The sequence below is a fragment of the Streptomyces sp. NPDC048288 genome (genome assembly GCF_043201555.1).
Taxonomy (GTDB): Bacteria; Actinomycetota; Actinomycetes; order Streptomycetales; family Streptomycetaceae; genus Streptomyces.
Map to the genome: position 1 here is coordinate 129223 of NZ_JBICZD010000013.1, position 20223 is coordinate 149445.

At 71.8% G+C, this 20223-nt stretch carries 17 protein-coding genes, 1 tRNA gene and 1 pseudogene; 6 read left to right on the top strand and 13 right to left on the bottom strand.

Annotated features, from left to right (window positions below):
- The first annotated feature begins 42 nt into the window (after nt 1–42).
- From rlmB to ACGFZS_RS38435, 3 genes and pseudogenes are all read left to right on the top strand, one after another.
- The gene (rlmB, locus tag ACGFZS_RS38425) at nt 43–984 is read left to right on the top strand and encodes a 23S rRNA (guanosine(2251)-2'-O)-methyltransferase RlmB (RefSeq protein WP_393798987.1); all 942 of its coding nucleotides are present in this window, start codon (nt 43–45) and stop codon (nt 982–984) included.
- Nucleotides 985–1075: 91 nt separating this feature from the next.
- Nucleotides 1076–1180: pseudogene (locus ACGFZS_RS38430) on the top strand (TrmH family RNA methyltransferase); the annotation flags it as partial.
- A 117-nt stretch (nt 1181–1297) separates the two neighbouring features.
- Nucleotides 1298–3031 carry a DoxX family protein gene (locus ACGFZS_RS38435; protein WP_393798988.1) on the top strand — a complete coding sequence of 578 codons (1734 nt, stop codon included), beginning with the start codon at nt 1298–1300 and terminating at the stop codon, nt 3029–3031.
- 147 nt (nt 3032–3178) lie between these two features.
- On the opposite strand, the gene ACGFZS_RS38440 is transcribed toward ACGFZS_RS38435, so the two are convergent.
- The 3 genes from ACGFZS_RS38440 to ACGFZS_RS38450 form a co-directional block, all read right to left on the bottom strand.
- Nucleotides 3179–3910 carry an NDP-sugar synthase gene (locus tag ACGFZS_RS38440; RefSeq protein WP_393798989.1) on the bottom strand — a complete coding sequence of 244 codons (732 nt, stop codon included), beginning with the start codon at nt 3908–3910 and terminating at the stop codon, nt 3179–3181.
- Nucleotides 3911–3995: 85 nt separating this feature from the next.
- The gene (locus tag ACGFZS_RS38445; protein WP_393798990.1) at nt 3996–4457 is read right to left on the bottom strand and encodes a hypothetical protein; all 462 of its coding nucleotides are present in this window, start codon (nt 4455–4457) and stop codon (nt 3996–3998) included.
- A gap of 226 nt (nt 4458–4683) precedes the next feature.
- Nucleotides 4684–5820, bottom strand: a complete 1137-nt coding sequence (locus tag ACGFZS_RS38450; protein ID WP_355725814.1) for a sn-glycerol-3-phosphate ABC transporter ATP-binding protein UgpC — start codon at nt 5818–5820, stop codon at nt 4684–4686.
- Nucleotides 5821–6037: 217 nt separating this feature from the next.
- Here ACGFZS_RS38450 and ACGFZS_RS38455 point away from each other — a divergent pair.
- A tRNA-Thr gene (locus ACGFZS_RS38455) sits at nt 6038–6111 on the top strand.
- Between the two features lie 54 nt (nt 6112–6165).
- On the opposite strand, the gene ACGFZS_RS38460 is transcribed toward ACGFZS_RS38455, so the two are convergent.
- The 6 genes from ACGFZS_RS38460 to ACGFZS_RS38485 form a co-directional block, all read right to left on the bottom strand.
- A complete protein-coding gene (locus ACGFZS_RS38460; RefSeq protein WP_393798991.1) occupies nt 6166–7662 on the bottom strand; it encodes a CoA-acylating methylmalonate-semialdehyde dehydrogenase in 1497 nt (498 codons plus the stop codon).
- A 12-nt stretch (nt 7663–7674) separates the two neighbouring features.
- The gene (gene iolD / locus ACGFZS_RS38465) at nt 7675–9552 is read right to left on the bottom strand and encodes a 3D-(3,5/4)-trihydroxycyclohexane-1,2-dione acylhydrolase (decyclizing) (protein ID WP_393798992.1); all 1878 of its coding nucleotides are present in this window, start codon (nt 9550–9552) and stop codon (nt 7675–7677) included.
- Complete coding sequence (iolB, locus tag ACGFZS_RS38470; protein ID WP_393798993.1) at nt 9549–10424, bottom strand: 5-deoxy-glucuronate isomerase; 876 nt, start codon at nt 10422–10424, stop codon at nt 9549–9551. Before iolB ends, iolD begins: the two co-directional genes overlap by 4 nt.
- On the bottom strand, nt 10421–11293 hold the full coding sequence (locus ACGFZS_RS38475; RefSeq protein WP_393798994.1) for an aldolase: 873 nt from the start codon (nt 11291–11293) through the stop codon (nt 10421–10423). Before ACGFZS_RS38475 ends, iolB begins: the two co-directional genes overlap by 4 nt.
- On the bottom strand, nt 11283–12236 hold the full coding sequence (gene iolC / locus ACGFZS_RS38480) for a 5-dehydro-2-deoxygluconokinase (protein WP_393798995.1): 954 nt from the start codon (nt 12234–12236) through the stop codon (nt 11283–11285). Before iolC ends, ACGFZS_RS38475 begins: the two co-directional genes overlap by 11 nt.
- A 61-nt stretch (nt 12237–12297) precedes the next feature.
- Entirely contained in the window at nt 12298–13113 is an 816-nt protein-coding gene (locus tag ACGFZS_RS38485) for a TIM barrel protein (protein ID WP_393798996.1), read from the bottom strand.
- 151 nt (nt 13114–13264) lie between these two features.
- On the opposite strand from ACGFZS_RS38485, the gene ACGFZS_RS38490 reads away from it, so the two are divergent.
- Nucleotides 13265–14428 carry a LacI family DNA-binding transcriptional regulator gene (locus tag ACGFZS_RS38490; protein ID WP_393798997.1) on the top strand — a complete coding sequence of 388 codons (1164 nt, stop codon included), beginning with the start codon at nt 13265–13267 and terminating at the stop codon, nt 14426–14428.
- Between the two features lie 73 nt (nt 14429–14501).
- Here ACGFZS_RS38490 and ACGFZS_RS38495 read toward each other — a convergent pair whose 3' ends face one another.
- The 4 genes from ACGFZS_RS38495 to ACGFZS_RS38510 form a co-directional block, all read right to left on the bottom strand.
- On the bottom strand, nt 14502–15908 hold the full coding sequence (locus ACGFZS_RS38495; RefSeq protein WP_393798998.1) for an NAD(P)/FAD-dependent oxidoreductase: 1407 nt from the start codon (nt 15906–15908) through the stop codon (nt 14502–14504).
- Nucleotides 15909–15917: 9 nt separating this feature from the next.
- Nucleotides 15918–16574 (bottom strand): rhomboid-like protein, encoded by a 657-nt coding sequence (locus tag ACGFZS_RS38500; protein ID WP_393798999.1) that lies wholly within the window; start codon nt 16572–16574, stop codon nt 15918–15920.
- A gap of 132 nt (nt 16575–16706) precedes the next feature.
- Nucleotides 16707–18206, bottom strand: a complete 1500-nt coding sequence (locus ACGFZS_RS38505) for an MFS transporter (RefSeq protein WP_393799000.1) — start codon at nt 18204–18206, stop codon at nt 16707–16709.
- 56 nt (nt 18207–18262) lie between these two features.
- Nucleotides 18263–19237: a zinc-binding dehydrogenase gene (locus ACGFZS_RS38510; protein ID WP_393799001.1), complete on the bottom strand. Its 975-nt coding sequence runs from the start codon at nt 19235–19237 to the stop codon at nt 18263–18265.
- A 233-nt stretch (nt 19238–19470) separates the two neighbouring features.
- Between ACGFZS_RS38510 and ACGFZS_RS38515 the strand changes: the two genes are divergently transcribed.
- Complete coding sequence (locus tag ACGFZS_RS38515; protein WP_393799002.1) at nt 19471–20157, top strand: pentapeptide repeat-containing protein; 687 nt, start codon at nt 19471–19473, stop codon at nt 20155–20157.
- The last annotated feature ends 66 nt before the right edge of the window (nt 20158–20223 follow it).

The following is a 20223-nucleotide window of genomic DNA, read 5'->3' on the forward strand; positions in this document are numbered from 1 at the left end:
GTACGAAGACTTACGAAGACAGCTCACGGAGACGGGTAACCCATGGCAGCCAACAACCGCCGCATGTCCGGCAAGAAGGGCGCGCAGATCGGCAGTGGCGGCCAGCGGCGCCGGGGCCTGGAGGGCAAGGGTCCGACCCCGCCCGCCGAGATGCGCAAGGGACACAAGAAGAACCGCATCGCCAACGCCAAGTCCAAGCAGGTCCAGCGCCGTCCGGTGGCGCGCGGCCGGGGCGGCAGGGGCACGTCCGAGATGGTCGTCGGCCGTAACCCGGTCGTCGAGGCGCTGCGCGAGGGCGTTCCCGCCTCGACCCTCTACGTCCAGCAGTTCATCGACAACGACGAGCGCGTCCGCGAGGCCCTGCAGCTCGCCGCCGAGCGCGGTGGCATCAACCTCATGGAGGCCCCGCGCCCCGAGCTGGACCGGATGACCAACGGCCTCAACCACCAGGGTCTGGTCCTCCAGGTCCCGCCGTACGAGTACGCGCACCCCGAGGACCTGGCCGAGGCGGCCGCCGACGAGGGCGAGGACCCCCTCATCGTCGCCCTCGACGGCGTCACCGACCCGCGCAACCTCGGCGCCGTCGTCCGCTCCGTCTCCGCCTTCGGCGGCCACGGTGTGGTCGTCCCCGAGCGGCGCGCCGCCGGTATGACCGCCGGTGCCTGGAAGACGTCGGCCGGTACGGCGGCCCGCACGCCCGTCGCCCGCGCCACGAACCTCACCCGCGCCCTGGAGGCGTACAAGAAGGCCGGCATCGTGATCGTCGGCCTCGCCGCGGACGGCGAGCACGAGATCGGCGACCTGGAGGCGCTCGGCGGCCCCGTCGTCATCGTCGTCGGCAGCGAGGGCAAGGGCCTGTCCCGCCTGGTCGGCGAGACCTGCGACTACCGGGTCCGGATCCCGATGCCGGGCGGTGCCGAGTCGCTGAACGCCGGTGTGGCGGCGGGGATCGTGCTGTATGAGGCGGCGCGTCGACGGGACTGATGGCGGGTGGGCAGGCGGAGCTCGCCGGTCGGAGGCCGGCGCAGCTGTTCGAAGCCGCGTAGCGTGCGAGAGCGGCGGTCAAGAGGGGTCCTGCGACTACCGGGTCCGGATCCCGATGCCGGGTGGTGCCGAGTCGCTGAACGCGGGTGTGGCGGCGGGGATCGTGCTGTATGAGGCGGCGCGCCGCCGGAGCTGAACAGACGTCCGCGACCTCACCCGTGCGGGGTAATTCCGGCGTCCAGGACATCCTTGACGGGGTCCGGACACATCCGGGCGGTCAAAGCAGTGTCCTAACTCCACGTCACTCGGTTAGATGAGTGTGGACACCAGAACACCCCGCACACCCACGGGGGACCGCTCGTCGGGATTCCGCTCCGGATTCGCCTCCGGTCCCGAGGACGCTCCCGCGCTGAGCATGGTGAAGGTGCCGAGCGATCCGGCGCAGGTCATCGTCAACCACGCGAGCTTCCGCGTGCAGCTGGGCGTATCGACACGGCGTACCCAATCCTCCCGGGTCGCAGGGCACTTGAGCGCCACCGAGGACACCGCGCGGTTCCCGGCCGTCGGCACGGCGGGCAGAGCGGGGGCGGCGCCCGGCCGTCGCCGCCCGGTCGTCTGGAGCGGCAAGTCCGCGCCCGACGACACCGGCGCCCACCGGCTGCTCCAGGCCGTCCGGGGCGGCAGCGTCCGGCACGTCGAGGAACCCGCCGAACCGGCCGGCGCGACCCAGGTCATCCCGCGCGTCGACGACGGATACGCCGACCTCGACCAGACCGTCGAGACCCCGCTGGTCGGCCACCCCCGCGACCCCGCCTCGGGCGAGACCCGGCTCCTCCCGCACATGCGGACGGTCGGCAGCGCCTACGACGAACCGGCCTACGCCGGACCGGGCTACGACGGGTCGGCCTACGACGGGTCGGCCTACGCCGGACCGGGCTACGCCGACGACCGGTACGAGGACTTCGACGACCTGGAGGACCTCGACGAGCCGCGGTCCACCCGACGGCACGGGGAAGGCGATCCGGCCCGGCACGCCTACTACCCCGGCCGCCGGATGAACCTCGGCGTGGTCCTGCTCCCGCTGCGGATCTTCCTCGGCTTCATCTCCATCTACGCCGGCATGGGCAAGCTGTGCGACCCCGTCTACTTCGACGGCGGCAAGCGCGGCTCCATGGTCACCTGGCTCAACACGCTGCACCCCTGGGAGGTCGCCGAACCGCTGCGCCAGTTCGCCCTCCAGCACCCGGTCGGCTCCGGCCTCGTCATCGCCTTCTTCCAGGTGATCGTCGGCGTGCTGACCGTCCTCGGCTGCTGGCAGCGGGTCGCCGCGGTCGTCGGCGCGCTGCTCTCCGCCGCGCTCATCGTCACCGTCAGCTGGAAGACGGTCCCCGCGTACGACGCCCCGGACATCATCTACCTCGCCGCCTGGTCGCCGCTGATCATCGCCGGCGCCCCCGTCTACTCCATCGACGGCCGGCTGGCGGGCAGCGCCTGGCGACGCCTGGGCCCGCACTCCGACATCTGGGACCTGCGCGCCTACGTGCTGCGCCGCGGTGCCCTGGTCACGGCCATCACCATCGGTCTGACCCTGCTCATCGGCTCCCTCCTGGGCGGCGCGGTCCGCGACTCCAGCCGCGTGGTCGTCCCCGGCCCCGGCGAGGCGCCCCGCAACAACCTCCCCGGCTCCCCGCTCCCCGGCGAGACGGCACAGCGTCAGCAGCAGACCCCGTCGGCCTCCACGTCGCCCTCCGGGGGCGCCACGGCCGGCGCGAGCCCCTCCGGGGCGGCGACGACCCCGGGCGCCGACCGCACGACCAGCGGCGCCACCACCACGACCCCCAGCCAGACCCAGGGCACCACGGGCCAGGCCCCGCCCCAGCACACGGCCCCGGCCCCCACCACGGCCGGCCCGACATCCGGCGGCACCGCCACCGGCGGCACCTCCTCCACGGGCGGCACCGGAACCGGCAGCGGCACCGGCACCAGCACCGGCGGCGGCTCCTCCTCCTCGGGCCAGCCGGGCCTGGTGGGCGGCTTGCTGGGCTAGCGATCGGGTCGTACGACCTTGAGGCCCCGCACCTTTTCAGGTGCGGGGCCTCAAACGCGCCCCGAAAGGGGCGCGGGGCTGTATCGATATGCGGCTCCGCCGCGCGGGCGCGACCAGCCCCCACTCACCCGCGGCCGACCACGGCCGTCACCGCCCCAGCGCCGCCAATTCCTTCGCCGCCTCCGTCAGATCCTTCGCCGTGTCGATGGCCCGCCAGTACGCCCCCTGCGGGATCGGGAACCCGGCCAGCTGCCGGCTCCGCGCGAGGTGCGGGAACGTCGTCCGCTCGTGGTCGCCCCGCTCCGGCAGCATCCCGGCGAACGCGGGCGAGAAGACGTACACACCGGCGTTGATCTCGAACGTCGACGGCGGTGCCTCGATGAAGTCCGTGATGTGGCCGAAGCCGTCCGTCTTCACCGCGCCCCAGGGAATCCGCGGCCGGGCGAGCGCCAGCGTGGCCACCGCGTCCCGCTCCGTGTGGAAGTCGGCCATGTCGCGCAGCGAGAACCGGGTCCAGATGTCGCCGTTCGTGGCGTACCAGGGCCGGTCGGGGTGGGGCAGATGCGCGGCCGCGTACTTGAGGCCGCCGCCCCGGCCCAGCGGCTCGCTCTCGACCACCGTCGTGACGGAGAGCGGCAGGTCGGCCGAGGCCAGCCACTTCTGCAGGACATCGGCGAGATGGCCGCAGGAGACCACCACGTCCGTGACGCCCTCCTCGGCGAGCCAGCGCAGCTGGTGGCCGATGATCGGCGTGCCCGTGCCCGGAATCTCGACCATCGGCTTGGGCCGGTCGTCGGTGTACGGACGAAGCCGTGAGCCCTGGCCACCGGCCAGGACCACGGCTTGGGTGGGGCGCAGCGCGGCGTTCGGATGAGTCATGCCCGAACTGTACGCGGCGCCCCGGGGCAGTTCCCCTGCCGTAAGAGGGCCCTTAAGGACCCGTTACCTGCTTACCGGCCGGCGTTCAGCTGTGCGCCGCCAGCACGCCGGACGCGAAGGAGGTGTCGCAGACCGGGCGGGCGTACGACTGGGCGCGCGAGGCGCCGTAGATGCGCACCGCGGCCCGGCCCAGGGCGCGGGCGATGGACGTGCAGTGCCGGGCGAGCGACGGGTGGCCGTTGACCGCCTGCTGGAGGTGGGTGAGGACCTGGCCCGGGTTCCTGTCCTGGAGCTCGCTCATCAGCTGGTCGCGCAGCACGTCCTGCGGGGCCTGGGCGACGGCCTTGGAGGAGACGTGCGCGTCGGTCACGTCGGTCGCGGTGAGCACCGAGTCCCGCGGGCTTCCCGTCCAGTTGACTCGGGTGACGGCGAGGGTCCCGGAGAGCACCAGGACGACGGGCAGGACGAGGGCGAGAGTGCGGCCGATCCGGCGGGCAGGGCCGCCCCGGTGGCCGCGTCGCGTCTGAGGGGTGGTGGAGTGCTTCACGCGTGTGAGGGTAGCGTGCGGTAATGATTTGGCGACATTTAGTCACCGGTTCGGGGGATGGGGAAGTGCCGTGTTTCGGGTACGGGGTTGACGCACGCTGCTCGAAAACCACCCGCTTGCCGGGGTAAATCGGGGCAACCGAAAGGCCCCGCAGCAGGCTGCGGGGCCTTCGTCGTCAACCTGGGCAGATTCACCCTGGTCAGAGGTTTGTCGCTGTGACGCGCACTCAGTCGGAGAGACGCTCACCCGTGGACGTGGAGAACACGTGGGTCTCGCCCGGCCGCGGCACGACGTGCAGCGTGGCGCCCTTCTCCGGGACCGCGCGGCCGCTGACGCGGACGACCAGGTCCTTGAGGTCGTCGCCGACCTTGGCGCTGCCGTAGACGTAGCCGTCGGCGCCGAGCTCCTCGACGACGTTCACGGAGACCGCGAGGCCCGCCGGGGCGTCCTCGGTGTCCTTGGAGAGGGAGGCGGCGGCCTCGCCGTTGTGCTCGACGATGTCGAAGTGCTCGGGGCGGACACCGACGGTGACCGTGCGGTCGCCCTTGTCGGCGGCGGCCTGCAGCGCCTCGCGGTTCACCGGGACCACGCTGTTGCCGAACTTCACGCCGCCGTCGGTGATCGGGACCTCGACCAGGTTCATGGCGGGGGAGCCGATGAAGCCGGCGACGAAGAGGTTGGCCGGGCGGTCGTACATGTTCCGCGGCGAGTCGACCTGCTGGAGCAGACCGTCCTTGAGGACCGCGACCCGGTCGCCCATCGTCATGGCCTCGACCTGGTCGTGGGTGACGTAGACGGTGGTGATGCCGAGACGGCGCTGCAGCGACGCGATCTGCGTACGGGTGGAGACGCGGAGCTTGGCGTCCAGGTTGGACAGCGGCTCGTCCATGAGGAAGACCTGCGGCTCACGGACGATGGCACGGCCCATCGCGACACGCTGACGCTGACCACCGGAGAGGGCCTTCGGCTTGCGGTCCAGGTACTCGGTCAGGTCGAGGATCTTCGCGGCCTCCTCGACCTTCTGCCGGATCTCCGCCTTGTTGACGCCGGCGATCTTGAGCGCGAAGCCCATGTTGTCGGCGACGGTCATGTGCGGGTACAGCGCGTAGTTCTGGAACACCATGGCGATGTCCCGGTCCTTGGGCGGCAGGTGCGTGACGTCGCGGTCACCGATGCGGATGGAACCGCCGTTGACGTCCTCGAGCCCCGCGAGCATCCGGAGCGAGGTGGACTTGCCGCAACCCGACGGGCCGACCAGAACGAGGAACTCGCCGTCCTCGATCGCGATGTCGAGGCCGTCGACGGCGGGCTTGGTGGAACCCGGGTAGATCCGGGTCGCCTTGTCGAACGTGACAGTGGCCATGGCTCAGAGGCCCCCTTCTACCGGCAGGAACGTGCCGGACGATCCGTTGTAGGAAGGTGGTGGTGTAGTCCACGAGAGTGAACTGGCTCTGGACGGTACCTGGCGTTCACCCCGTATGTCAGTACCTGGAGCCCTGTGAACTTCGCGGAAATTTTCGACAGGCCCCCTCCGCGACGTGGGTACACTGCACTCGCGCATCGCCACCGCGCGTGTGCACGCCTCCTTAGCTCAGCTGGCCAGAGCAACGCACTTGTAATGCGTAGGTCGTCGGTTCGAATCCGACAGGGGGCTCTGGCGAGGCCAGGTCACGTGGGTTGTGACCTGGCCTTTTGTTGTGCGTGGGGGTCAGTTGGAGGTGGGGAAGTCGAAGCCGGCGGTGAGTTGCTGCTTGGGCTCGGGCCAGCGGGTGGTGATGACCTTGGGGCGGGTGTAGAAGCGGATGCCTTCGGGGCCGTGGATGGGGTGGTCGCCGATGAGGGAGTCCTTCCAGCCGCCGAAGGAGTAGTAGGACATGGGGACGGGGACGGGGACGTTGATGCCGATCATGCCGACCTTGATGCGGCGCTGGAAGCGGCGGGCGGCTTCGCCGGAGGCGGTGAAGAGGGCGGTGCCGTTGCCGTAGGGGTTGGCGTTGATGAGGTCGATGGCCTGGTCGAGGGTGTCGGTGCGGACGATGGCGAGGACCGGGCCGAAGAGTTCCTCCTGGTAGGCGTCCATGTCGGGGGTGACGTGGTCGAGGAGGGAGGGGCCGGTGAAGAAGCCGTCGGCGTAGGTGGGGTCGTCGAGCTTGAGGCCTCGGCCGTCGACGATGACGGTGGCGCCCTGGGTGGCGGCGACACCGACGGCGTTCTCGACGCGTTCCTGCGCGGCCTTGGTGACCAGGGGGCCCATCTCGGTGCCGGGGGCGTCGCCGGGGCCGACCTTCACCTCGTTCGCCTTGCGCGTGAGGATCTCGACCAGTGAGTCGGCGGCGTCGCCGACCGCGACGGCGACCGAGACGGCCATGCAGCGTTCGCCGGCGGAGCCGTAGGCGCCGGCGGTGAGGTGGTTGGCGGCGAATTCGAGGTCGGCGTCGGGGAGGACGACGGCGTGGTTCTTGGCGCCGCCGAGGGCCTGGACGCGCTTGCCGTGGGCGGTGGCCTGCTCGTGCACGTACTTGGCGATGGGGGTGGAGCCGACGAAGGAGACGGCTTCGACGCCGGGGTGGGTGAGGAGCGCGTCGACCGCGTCCTTGCCGCCGTGGACGACGTTGAAGACGCCGTCGGGCAGGCCCGCCTTGCGGTAGAGGCCGGCGACGAAGTTCGCGGCGGAGGGGTCGCGCTCGGACGGCTTGAGGATGAACGTGTTGCCGGTGGCGATGGCGACGGGGTGCATCCACAGGGGGACCATCGCCGGGAAGTTGAAGGGGGTGATGCCCGCGACCACGCCGAGGGGCTGGCGGAAGTTGTGGACGTCGACGCCGCGGGAGACCTGGTCGGAGAAGGAGCCCTTGAGCACGTCGCCGAGGCCGCAGACGTACTCGACGACCTCGCGGCCGCGGGTGATCTCGCCGCGGGCGTCGTCGACGGTCTTGCCGTGCTCGGCCGAGATGATCCGGGCGAGTTCCTCCTCGTGGTCGACCAGCAGCTGGCGGAAGGCGAACATGACCTGGGTGCGCTGGGAGAGGGAGGAGTCCTGCCAGGTCTCGAAGGCGGCGGAGGCCGCGGCGACCGCCGCGTCGACCTCGGGGGCGCCGCCGAGGGCGAGGCGGGCCTGCTCGGCGCCGGTGGCGGGGTTGTAGACGGGGGCGGTGGTCTCGGTGGTGACCTCGGCGCCGTTGATCCAGTGCGGGATGGTGTTCACAGCGGGGGTTCCTTACAGGTAGTGGCGCTGGGTCTGCTTGCGGGCGGTGTAGGTGTCGTAGGCGGCCCGGGTGGTGTCGAGGGCGGAGACCTCGCTGACGGGGACGTCCCACCAGGCGTGGCCCGGCGGGTTGGGGCCGTAGAGGTCGGTCTCGACGTGCACGACGGTGGTGCGGGTGGCGGCCTTCGCCTTGTCCATCGCGGAGCGGAACTCCTCGACGGTGGTGGCGTGCAGGACGTCCGCGCCCAGGGAGGAGGCGTTGGCGGCGAGGTCGACGGGGAGGACGTCGCCGTCGAGCCGGCCCGAGTCGCCGTTGCGGTAGCGGTACTTGGTGCCGAACCGCTGGGAGCCGAGGGACTCGGAGAGGGCGCCGATGGAGGCGAAGCCGTGGTTCTGGACCAGGACGATGATGACCTTCAGGCCTTCGGAGACCATGGTGACGATCTCCTGGGCCATCATCAGGTACGAGCCGTCGCCGACCAGCACGACGACCTCACGCGACGGGTCGGCCATCTTCGCGCCGACGCCCGCGGCGACCTCGTAGCCCATGCAGGAGTAGGCGTACTCCACGTGGTAGGCCTTCGGGTCGCGGGCCCGCCACAGCTGCTGGAGGTCTCCGGGCATGGAACCGGCCGCGTTGATGACCACCGCGCGGTCGTCGAGGACGTCGTTCAGCGCGCCGAGGATCTCGGTCTGGGCCGGGAGCGGGCCGTGGCCGACGGTGAAGCAGGCGTCCTCGATCTCCCGTGTGCGGGCGATCAGTTCACGGGTGCGGCGCCGGTAGGACTCCTCCACCTCCCAGCCGTCCAGGGCTCCGGCGAGGGCCTGGATGCCGAGGCGGGCGTCCGCGACCAGGGGCTCCGCCGCGTGCTTGACGGCGTCCAGGCGGGCCACGTTGAGGTTGACGAACGTGACGTCGGGGTTGCCGAAGACGGTGTGGCTGGCGGTGGTGAAGTCCGAGTAGCGGGTGCCGATGCCGATGACGACGTCTGCCTCGCGGGCCAGTTCGTTCGCCGCGTACGAGCCCGTGGAGCCGATGCCGCCGACCGCGTAGGGGTGGTCCCAGGGCACCGCGCCCTTGCCGGCGTGGGTGTCGGCGACCGGGATGCCGGTGGCCTCGGCGAAGGCGCGCAGCGCGGTCTCGGCACCGGAGTACACGGCGCCGCCACCGGCCACGATCAGCGGTTTCTTCGCCGTGCGCAGGAGCGCCACCGCCCGCTCGACGGCGGCCGGTTCGGGGACCGGGCGGCCCACGTGCCAGACCCGGCGGCGGAAGAAGGAGACCGGCCAGTCGTAGGCCTCGGCCTGCACGTCCTGGGGGAGGGCGAGGGTGACGGCGCCGGTCTCGACCGGGTCGGTGAGGACCCGCATGGCCGCGAGGGCGGCGGGGATGAGCTGTTCGGGGCGCTGGACGCGGTCGAAGTACTTGGATACGGCGCGGAAGGCGTCGTTGACGGTGACGTCGCCGCCGCGGGTGTCCTCCAGCTGCTGGAGGACCGGGTCGGCGGCGCGGGTGGCGAACATGTCGGAGGGGAGCAGGAGGACGGGGAGGCGGTTGGTGGTCGCCAGGGCCGCGCCCGTGATCATGTTCGTGGAGCCGGGGCCGGTCGAGGCCGTGCAGGCGAAGGTGGCGAGGCGGTCGCGCATCTTGGCGTAGGCGACGGAGGCGTGGACCATGCCCTGTTCGTTGCGGGCCAGGTAGTACGGCAGGTCCGCTTCCTTCGTCACCGCGGCCTGGAGGAGGGCCTGGCCGAGGCCGGCGACGTTGCCGTGGCCGAAGATGCCCCAGACGCCGGGGATCAGGCGCTGTTCCTGGCCGTCGCGCTCGCTGTACTGGGCGGCCAGGAAGCGGACCAGGGCCTGGGCGGTGGTCAGTCGTACGGTGTTCATCGGTCTTCTCCGAAGGGCAGCCGGTCGTCCACGTCCTGGGAGTCCCAGGTGCCGCGCACCCAGCCGTGGGCGGGGTCGTCGCAGATCAGCCAGGCGCGGTCCTGTCCCGGTCCCGCCATGACGTTGAGGTAGTAGAGGTCGTAGCCGGGAGCGGCGATCGACGGGCCGTGCCAGCCGTGCGGGATGAGCACGGTGTCGCCGGAGCGGACCTCGGCGAGCACGTCGATCGGGCGGTCCGGGGTGCCGTAGACCCGCTGGTAGCCGAAGGCGCCGTCGCCGCCGGAGATCTCGAAGTAGTAGATCTCCTCCAGTTCCGACTCCTGGCCGGGCCGGGCCTCGTCGTGCTTGTGCGGCGGATACGAGGACCAGTTGCCGCCGGGGGTCAGCACCTCGCACACCAGCAGCTGCTCGGCGTCGAAGGTGCCGGGCAGGCAGTAGTTGTTGACCTGCCGCGAGCACGCTCCGGCGCCGCGCAGTTCGACGGGTACGTCCTCCTTGCGCCCGTACCGGGCCGAGTGACCTCCCTGCCCGGTACGGGCGGAGGGCAGCGCGAACCGGCCGCCGGCCGCGCTGCTGATGAGGGCCTGCGACGCGCGCGGCAGGTACGCGAAGTCGGTGGCGGAGGCGAACACGCCCGTCCGGCCGGTGAGTTCGAAGGTGCTGCCGTCCGTGGTGACGGTGCAGGAGCCCGTCAGCGGCAGTACCAGGAACTCGGAGTCCCCGGTGGACAGGGTGTGCGTGCCGCCCGGCGCCAGGGTCAGGATCCTGAGGCCGGAGTATCCCCAGCCCGCCGACTCCGGAGTGATCCGGACGTCGTACGGGCCGTCCGCCGAAGTCCCCTTCGGCAGGTGGTACTTGGCGTTGTCGCTCACAGCAGGCTCACCGCCTTGTCGACGGCGCCGGCGACGTCGCCGCCCGCCGGGTAGAGCAGGGAGCGGCCGACGACCAGGCCCTGCGCGGTCGGCTGCTTCAGCGCCCTGCCCCAGGAGGCGAACGCGGCCTCGGCGTCCCTGACCTCGCCGCCGAGCAGCAGCGCGGGCAGCGTCGAGGCCGAAAGGACGCGTTCCATGTTCTCGACGACCGGCAGCTTCAGCCAGGTGTAGGCGGTCCGCCGGCCCAGGCCCGACGCGATGCTGATCGACTTGATCACGGCGTCGGTCGACAGGTCGTTGCGGATCCTGCCGTCCTGCCACTCGGACAGGAACGGCTCGACCATGGCGATCAGGCGCCGGTCGTTGAGCTCGTTCACGGCACGCGCGGTGTTCTCCAGGACCGAGGGGGTCGCCGGGTCGGACAGTGCGATGCGGGTGAGCATCTTGCCGCCGTCGAAGCCGAGGTCGGCGATGGTCTCGGCGTCGTACCCGGTGAACCGGTCGTCGATCTCGAAGACGGAGCCCGCCAGGCCGCCGCGGTTCATGGAGCCGAAGACGGACTTGCCGTCGAGGACGCCGAGCAGGAGGAGGTCCTCCAGGATGTCGGCGGTGCCGAGGACGCCGGTGACGCCCGGGCGTTCCAGGGCGGTGCACAGGCGGTCGAGGAGTTCGAAGCGGTCGGCCATGGCGTTCGGGTCGCCGCCGACGCCGTTGGCGCCGCGGGCCGGATGGTCGGCGGCGATGATCATCGCCTTGCCGTGCTCGCCGAGGAGCGAGGTGGCCTTCACGCGCCGTTCGGCGGCCGCCGCGACGGCGCCGGGGTCGTTGACCCGGGCGTCCACGATGCGGCTCAGGTTCTCAGACAGCACTGGGCACCTCGTCGAGCTTGGCGTTGACCTCGGCCTCGGTGGGCATCGCGTCGGAGCAGGACAGCCGGCTCGCGACGATGGCGCCGGCCGCGTTCGCGAAGGAGACGGTGCGCCGGGTGTCCCAGCCGGACAGCAGGCCGTGGCAGAGGGCGCCGCCGAAGGCGTCGCCGGCGCCCAGGCCGTTGACGACCTCCACCGGCACGGGCGGGATCTCGGACGCCGTCCCGTCCCGGTCCATGGCCAGGACGCCCTTCGGGCCCTGCTTCACCACGGCCAGCTCCACGCCCGCCGCGAGGAGCGCCCGCGCCGCCGCGTACGGTTCGCGTTCGCCGGTGGCGACCTCGCACTCGTCGAGGTTGCCGACGGCCACGGTGGTGTGCCGGAGGGCCTCGGCGTAGTACGCGCGGGCCTCGGCCGGGTCCGCCCAGAACATCGGGCGCCAGTCGAGGTCGAAGACCGTCGTGCCGGACTTCGCCCGGTGGGCCAGGGCTGCGAGCGTGGCGGAGCGGCTGGGCTCCTCGCTCAGTCCGGTGCCGGTGACCCAGAAGATCCCGGCGTCCCGGACGGCCCGCAGGTCCAGTTCCTCCAGGTGGATGTCCAGGTCCGGGGCCTTCGGCAGGCGGTAGAAGTACAGCGGGAAGTCGTCCGGCGGGAAGATCTCGCAGAACGTCACCGGGGTCGGCGCGATGTCCGACGTACCGACGAACCGCGCGTCCACGCCGTAGCCGTCGAGGGCCTTGCGGACGAAGTCGCCGAAGGGGTCCCGGCCCGTCTTCGTGATCACGGCCGTGGAACGGCCGTACCGGGCCGCCGCGACCGCGACGTTGGTCGGGCTCCCGCCCAGGTACTTGCCGAACGAGTCGACCTCGGCCAGCCCCACGCCGGTCTGGAGCGGGTACACGTCCACTCCGACGCGGCCGATGGTGAGCACTTCGAACGACATCACGCTGGTTTCCCTTCATGACCCGGGCGGTTCACTCCGAGAAGCGTATGTCATGACATACTTATGTCAATACCGAGGTGGGGGTGAAGGCGGCACGGAAGGCGTCCAGGGCCGCGTCGGAGTCGTCGCGGGCCCAGCCTTCGAGGCCGATGACGCCGGTGTAGCCGAGGGCGTGGAGGGCGCGGGCGACGGCCGGGTAGTGGATCTCGCCGGTGCCCGGTTCGCAGCGTCCGGGGACGTCGGCGACCTGGATCTCACCGATGTACGGCAGTGCCCGGCGGCAGAGTTCCACCAGGTTCCCCTCGCCGATCTGGGCGTGGTAGAGGTCCAGGTTCATCCGCAGGTACGGGCTGTCCACGGCGCGGACGAGGGCCAGGGTGTCGGCGGCGCGGGCGAAGGGGGTGCCCGGGTGGTCCACGGCCAGGTTCAGGTTCTCCAGGGTGAAGACCCGGCCCGCCGCCTCGCCCAGCTCCGCGACGCGCCGCAGGGTGTCGGCCGCCGTGAGCCACATGCCGGGCGTGACGGCCTCGACGGGGCGGACGGGGAGGCCCTTGCCGTCGAGGCCGGTGCCGTGCAGGTTCAGGCGCGGACAGTCGATCCTCGCCGCCGCTTCCAGGGAGGCGCGGGCCGAGGAGAGCAGCGCCTCGATGCCGTCGGGGTCGGTGAGATCGCCGGTGAGGTAGCCGGTCATGGAGGAGAAGGTCGCGCCGGTGGCGGACAGGGCGCCCAGGTCCTTGGCCGACCAGTCCCAGATCTCCACCTGGAAGCCGCGCTCGGCGATCCGGGTCACGCGCTCGGTGAACGGCCGGTCCCGGTAGAGCATTTCGGCGCTGGCGGCGAGGACGAAGGGGGACGGGCCGGATGTGGTCGGGGTCATGCGGTCACCTCGGCGATCGTGTAACTAGTACGTTCTAGTCCGGAAGGTAGGCGCGCACCGGGAAATCGGTCAAGGGGTCGATATGCTCGGCCCGAGGCCGCCGTCGGGCCCGGCGGCCGAGCCGCATTCGACCTGGTGGGAGAGTGGCGACGTGACGAAGCCGGACGACGACACCCGCGACGGCGCCGAACAGCCGCCCCCCGCGCGGGCCGCCGCCACCGACGCCACCGCCGCCTCCACCGCCGATTCCGCAACCGCCTCCGCAACCGCCTCCGCAACCGATTCCGCAATCGACTCCGCCGTCGGCTCCGAGCGGAAAGGCCGTCCGACCATGGCGGACGTGGCCAGGGCCGCCGGTATGTCCACCGCCCTGGTCTCGATCGTGATCCGGGGTGTCCCGGGGGCCAGTGACGAGACCCGGCGGCGCGTGCTGCGGATCGCCGACGAGCTGGGATACGTCCCCGACCACCGCGCCCAGAAGCTGCGGCGGTCCAGCTCCCGGGTGCTCGGCGTCGTCTTCGAGCTCCAGCAGCCCTTCCACGGCGACCTCGTCGAGCATCTCTACGCCGCCGCGGCCCGGCACGGCTACGAGGCGGTGATCAGCGCGGTGGCCCCCAGCCGTGCGGAGTCCACCGCGGTCGACGCCCTGCTCCGCGAGCGCTGCGAGGCCGCCGTCCTGCTGGGCAGCCGGCTGTCCGACGAGGAACTCGAACGCCTGGCCCGCCGGTTGCCGACCCTGCTCGTCGCCCGCCGCAGCGCGCTGGCGAGCGTGGGGTCCGTCCGCGGTGACGACACGGTGGGCATCGGACTCGCGGTCGACCACCTCGTCGGCCTCGGCCACCGGCGGATCGCGCACATCGACGGGGCCGGCGCCCCGGGCAGCTCCGACCGGCGGCTCGGCTTCCTCCAGGGCATGGCGGACCACGGGCTGGCCGACTCGGCCGACGTGCTCGCGGGCGGTCTGACCGAGGAGGCCGGGGCGGAGGGCATGCGTCACCTGCTGGACCGTCCGGTGCCGCCGCCCACCGCCGTCATCGCCTTCAACGACCGTACGGCCACCGGCGTCCTGGACGTTCTCGCCCACCGGGGCCGCAAGGTCCCCACGGAGATCTCCGTGGTCGGCTACGACGACTCGCGGCTGGCGAAGATGCCGCACGTGCAGATGACCACCGTCTCCCAGGACGCGGCCGCCATGGCGGACGCCGCGGTGACCGCGGCCCTGGACCTCATCGAGGGCGGCCCCCCGCACGAGACCGTCCTCACGCCCCACCTGGTCGAACGCGCGACGACCGGCCCGGCACCGACGCCTCGCTGAGCGCTGCTCGTCTCGGAGCTTCCCTCCGGTGGAGGAGTGAAGGGGTTCGCCCTTCGCCGCGTCCCTGGACTGCCTAGTGCCGGCCCGCCACCCGGTCCGCGATGCGGGCCAGGCGGGAGGACTCGGTGCTCGGGTGGAGGCGTTCGTGTTGGTCGGCGGCGCGGTAGGTGGCGTACATGGTCTGGACGCCGAGCCAGCGGAAGGGTTCGGGCTCCCACTTGCGGACCTTGTGGTTCACCCAGGGCAGCTCGGTGAGGTCGGTGCGGCCGGCCTGGCCGGAGTCGAGCTGGACGAGGTCGCGGAGGGTGCGGGCGGCGAGGTTGGTGGTGGCGACGCCGGAGCCGACGTAGCCGCCCGCCCAGCCGAGGCCCGTCGAGCGGTCCAGGGTGACGGTCGCGCACCAGTCGCGGGGCACCCCGAGCACCCCGGACCAGGCGTGCTCGACCGCGACCCCGGCCAGGGACGGGAAGAAGCGGACGAGGATGTCGTGCAGGGCCTCGATCGTCGTCTGCTGGGTCCGGCCGTCGTTGTCGGTGCGGGATCCGAAGCGGTACGGCACCCCGCGCCCGCCGAGCGCGATCCGCCCGTCGGCCGTGCGCTGGGCGTACATGTAGGCGTGCGCCATGTCGCCGAGGGTCTCCAGGCCGTTCCAGCCCACCGACTCCCACTGCTGCTCCGTCAGCGGCTCGGTGGCGATCATCGAGGAGTTCATCGGCAGCCAGGTGCGCTTCTGGCCCCTGAGGTTCGCGGTGAAGCCCTCGGTGCAGCGCAGGATGTACGGGGCGCGGACCGTGCCGTAGGGGGTGACCGCGTGCTGGGGGCGGATCTCGGTCACCGGGGTGGACTCGTGGATGTCCACGCCGAGCGCCTCCGCGGCCGCGGCCAGGCCCTTCACCAGCTTCACCGGGTGCAGCCGGGCGCCGTGCGGGGTCCAGGTCGAGCCGACGGCGTCGGCGACCCGGATCCGCTCCCGGGTCTCCCCGGCGCCGTACAGCTCGCGGTCCTTCTCGCCGTACGACAGCTCGTGCGCGTGGAAGGCCTTCAGGCGGGCCAGCTGCGCCGGGGTGGTGGCCACTTCGAGGACCCCGCCCTTGTGCAGGTCGGCGTCGATGCCCTCGGCCGCGGCGACCGCCACGACCTCGTCGACGGTCTCGTTCATGGCCTTCTGCAGGCGTACGGCGGCCTCCTGGCCGTGCAGCGCGGCGTACCGGTCGCGGCCGGCGATGCCGTTGTAGAGCCAGCCGCCGTTGCGCCCGGAGGCGCCGTAGCCGCAGAACTTCTGCTCCAGGACGGTGACCCGGAGGGAGGGGGCGGCCTTCTTCAGGTAGTACGCGGTCCACAGGCCGGTGTAGCCGCCGCCCACGATCACCACGTCCGCCGACGTGTCACCGGCGAGCGGTTCCCGCACCGCCGGGAGGCCGTCGTTCGCGTACCAGAAGGAGATGCCGCCGTTGACGACCCTGCTTGCCGAACTGCTCATGGCCGGACGTTAACCCTTGAGAGCGGCCAGTGTCTCCTTCGGATTCCATGCTTTTCCGCGCCCCCTGGCCAGCGGACAGCAGGCGAGACCGATCAGCGCGGCGACGAAATGTCCCAGGTCGGTGAAGGTCGGCGACTCGGTCAGCGGCAGGCCGTAGACCAGCAGCACGACGACGGCGTACGCGTACCGCCAGGGCCTCGCGATCCGGTAGGTGAGCACCCCGATCACCCCGGCCAGCGCGTAACTCACCCCGATGTCCAGGGTGTTGACCGCCGAGTGCGGGGCGATGCCGTCGTGGATGCCCTTGAGCAGCGCGCCCTCGCTGATCAGGGTGGCCAGCACGTGCGCGGTCACGCACACCGCCAGCCAGCGCACCGTCCCCAGCCAGCGTTCCGCCGGTGCGTGGAAGACGGTGTAGAGAAAGGCGTACGGCACCCAGTGCCCGCCCTCGATCCACATCGCGCTCGCGACCAGCACCCGCACCGGGTTGTCCGACAGCTCACGGAGGTTGGTGGACCGCTGCCGCAGGAACTGCTGCTCGAACTCCGGCGACATGTAGTGCAGCGCGACGGTCGTCACGAAGAGGATCGCCAGCCAGATGTACGTGCCGGGGGCGCTGCGGACGTACGCCCACACCCTGCCGCCGAGGCCCCGGAATTTTGCCATGAGGCGATTCATGCACGGCCGTGACGTCGTATGGGTGATTGACATACCGATTGGCATACCGGAGGAGCGGATCGCCCGGATGCCCGGGATTCCGGACGCCCGCTCCTGGGGTCGGTCTGCTGGTCGTCGGTCTCAGGCGACCGGTTCCGGGACCGGGGTGTCGGCCGGGACGTCGTGCTTGGGCGGCTTGGTCGTCACGAGCAGGCCCGCGACGGCGGCGGCCAGCAGCATCACGCCGGCCGCCCACCAGATGGCGACCGTGTAGCCGTGCACGACGGACTCCGGGACGACGGCGGCCTTCTGCGCGGGGTTGTGGAGGTGGGCGGCGAGGTAGGTGGCGCTGCTGCTGGTGGCGATCGTGTTGAGCAGGGCCGTACCGATGGAACCGCCCACCTGCTGCGAGGTGTTGACGGTGGCGGAGGTGACGCCGGAGTCCTGCGCGGCGACGCCGGAGGTGGCGGTGGCGAAGACCGGCATGAAGGTCAGGCCCATGCCGAGGCCCATCAGCAGCAGGGCGGGCAGGATCTCGGTGGGGTAGGAGGAGGAGACCGTGATCCGGGTCAGGAGCAGCAGGCCGCAGGTGGCGAGGAGCAGGCCGGGGACCATCAGCAGGCGCGGGGCGACGCGGTGCAGCAGGCGCGCCGATATCTGGGTGGAGCCGACGATGATCGCCAGGGTGAGGGGGAGGAAGCCGAGGCCCGCCCTGACCGGGGAGTAGCCGAGGATGATCTGCAGGTAGTAGGTCAGGAAGAGGAACAGCCCGAACATGGCGACGGTGGCGAGCGCCATCGTCAGGAAGCTGCCCGCGCGGTTGCGTTCCTTCACGATGTGCAGGGGCAGCAGGGGGCTGGGCGCCCGGTTCTGCCACCGGACGAAGGTGGCGAGGAGTAGGGCACCGGCCGCGAAGAGGCCCAGCACCAGCGGGTCGGACCAGCCGCGCGGCTGCGCCTCGCTGAAGCCGTAGACGATCGCGACGAGCCCGCCGCAGCCGAACAGCGCACCGGGGACGTCGAGCCGGGCGCCGCCGGTGCCCGGGCGGTCGCGCAGCAGGGCGGAGGCGCCGAAGACGGCGAGGACCGCGATGGGCACGTTGACGTACAGGCACCAGCGCCAGTCCAGGTACTCGGTGAGCAGCCCGCCGACGATGAACCCGATCGCCGAGCCGCTGCCCGCGAGGGCGCCGTAGATGCCGAAGGCCTTGCCGCGTTCCCGGGGGTCGGTGAAGGTCGTCGTCAGCAGGCTGAGCGCCGAGGGGGCGAGGACGGCGGCGAAGACGCCCTGGAGGGCGCGGGCGCCGAAGAGCATCCCCTGGCTCTGGGCGGCACCGCCGAGCGCGGAGGCGGCGGCGAAGCCGACCAGCCCGATGACGAAGGTGCGCTTGCGGCCGACCAGGTCGGCGATCCGGCCGCCCAGCAGGAGCAGCCCGCCGAAGGCCAGCGTGTAGGCGGTGATCACCCACTGCCGGTTCCCGTCGGACATCCCCAGGTCGCGCTGTGCGGAGGGGAGGGCGATGTTCACGATCGTCGCGTCGAGGACGACCATCAGCTGGGCGAGCGCGATGACCACCAGGCCCCACCAGCGGTGGGGATCGGCCTGGCCGGTGGGCGATTCACCCGTTCGGGCGCTGCTCATTCGGTCAGAAGACCACGAATCAGGACGGGTCGCATCCTGGGGTGTGCTGTTCCTGGTCACGGTTCCAGTACCACCTTTCCGATCGTCGCCCTGGTCTCCAGGGCGCGGTGTGCGGTTGCCGCCTCCGCCAGCGGGAAGCGCGTCACGGCGGGCCGCAGCCGGCCGTGGGCGGCCTCGGCGAGGGCGCGGAGTTCGAGGGTGCGCAGCGGGTCGGGGCCGCCGGTCCGGCGGAGCATCGCGGGGCCGAGGACGCGCTCCGAGAGCCCGTCGACGAAGTGGCCCCGGCCGTCGCCGATCCCCTCCGCCGACCAGCCGAAGACGAGGTGCCGGCCGCCGTCGCCGAGCAGGCCCACGGCCTCCCGGGCGACCTCGCCGCCGACCCCGTCGAGGACGACGGTGACGGCGGCGAAGCGCTCGCGGACCCGGTCCGGCCAGCCGGGGTCGGTGTAGTCGAGGGCGAGGTCGGCACCGTCGGCCCGGACGCGCTCGACCTTCTCGGGGCCGCCCGCGAGGCCGATCACGGTCGCGCCCGCGTGCTTCGCGTACTGCACGAGCAGGGTGCCGACACCGCCGGCGGCGGCCGGGACGAGGACCACCGACTCCGGCCCCGGCGCCACGAACTGCAGGATGCCGAGGGCCGTACGGCCGGTCCCGATCATGGCGACGGCCTCGGGGAAGCCGAGGTTCGCCGGGACCTCGTGCAGCCTTTCGACCTCGGTGACCGCGAGTTCGGCATAGCCGCCCGGCGCGAAGCCGAGATGGGCGACCACGCGCCGGCCGAGCCACAGCCCGTCGACGCCGTCGCCGAGCGACTCGACGACCCCGGCGACCTCGCGGCCGGGGACCGTCGGCAGCACGGCCGGGCGGGGCGCCGGGCCCTGGTGACCCGCCCGCAGCGCGGTGTCGAGCAGATGGACACCGGCCGCGGCGACCGCGATCCGCACCTGCCCCGGACCCGGTACCGGGTCCTCGGTCTCCTCATGGACGAGGTTCTCGGCAGGCCCGAAGGCGTGCAGAACGATGGCGTGCACAGGGACTCCCCCCGGTACTGGACGAACCAGCCGCTGGACGGACCAGTTGCCGGCCGATCTGACGGGTCGACTCTTCGGCCTCAAGCGCGCTTGAGGTCAAGGGCGGCCGCGGTGGACGTGCCTTCCTCGCTGATACGACGGATCGAGGCGGGCGGAATGTGACATGGCACCGGGGTCGCGGGGCGTCGTCGCAGGTCACGGTGATTGTCAGTGGGGGGCGGCAAGATGGGGGCATGGCGAGGACAGCGGCCGGTGGGGCCGGCGGTGGCAGGGTGAAGGGCGCGCGGCGGCCGGAGGTGCGGCTGCCCCCGCTGGAGCCGTGGAGCGACGGCGAGCTGGAGCCGGACGGGGACTACGACGGGCTGGAGTTCCGGGACGCGGACTTCGTCGGCCAGGACGCCGCGGGCGCCCGCTTCATGGACTGCGCGCTGACGGGCTGCGCCTTCGACGAGACGGGACTGCGCCACGCCCGCGTGCTGGACACGGTCCTCACCGGCATAAGAGGCGTCGGCACGAACCTGGCCGAGGCGACCCTCCGCGACGTCGAGCTGATCGACGCCCGCCTAGGCGGCACCCAACTGCACGGCTCCGTCCTGGAGCGCGTGGTGATCCGCGGCGGCAAGATCGACTACCTGAACCTGCGCAAGGCCAGGCTCAGAGACGTCGTCTTCGAGAGCTGCGTCCTGGTCGAGCCGGACTTCGGCGGCGCCGTCCTGGAGCGGGTGGAGTTCACCGACTGCACCCTGAAGGACGCGGACTTCAACGGGGTGACGATGAAGGACGTCGACCTGCGCGGCGCGGCGGAACTGGGCATCGCGACAGGGGTGGAGCGACTGGCCGGGGCGGTGATCAGCATGTCCCAACTGCTGGATCTGGCACCGGTGCTGGCGGGACAGCTGGGGATCCGCGTGGAGGGGTGAGGTCGACGCCCCTTTAGTTGACGCCCCTTTAGGGGCGCGGGGAACTGCGCGACCAGCCCCCACCGG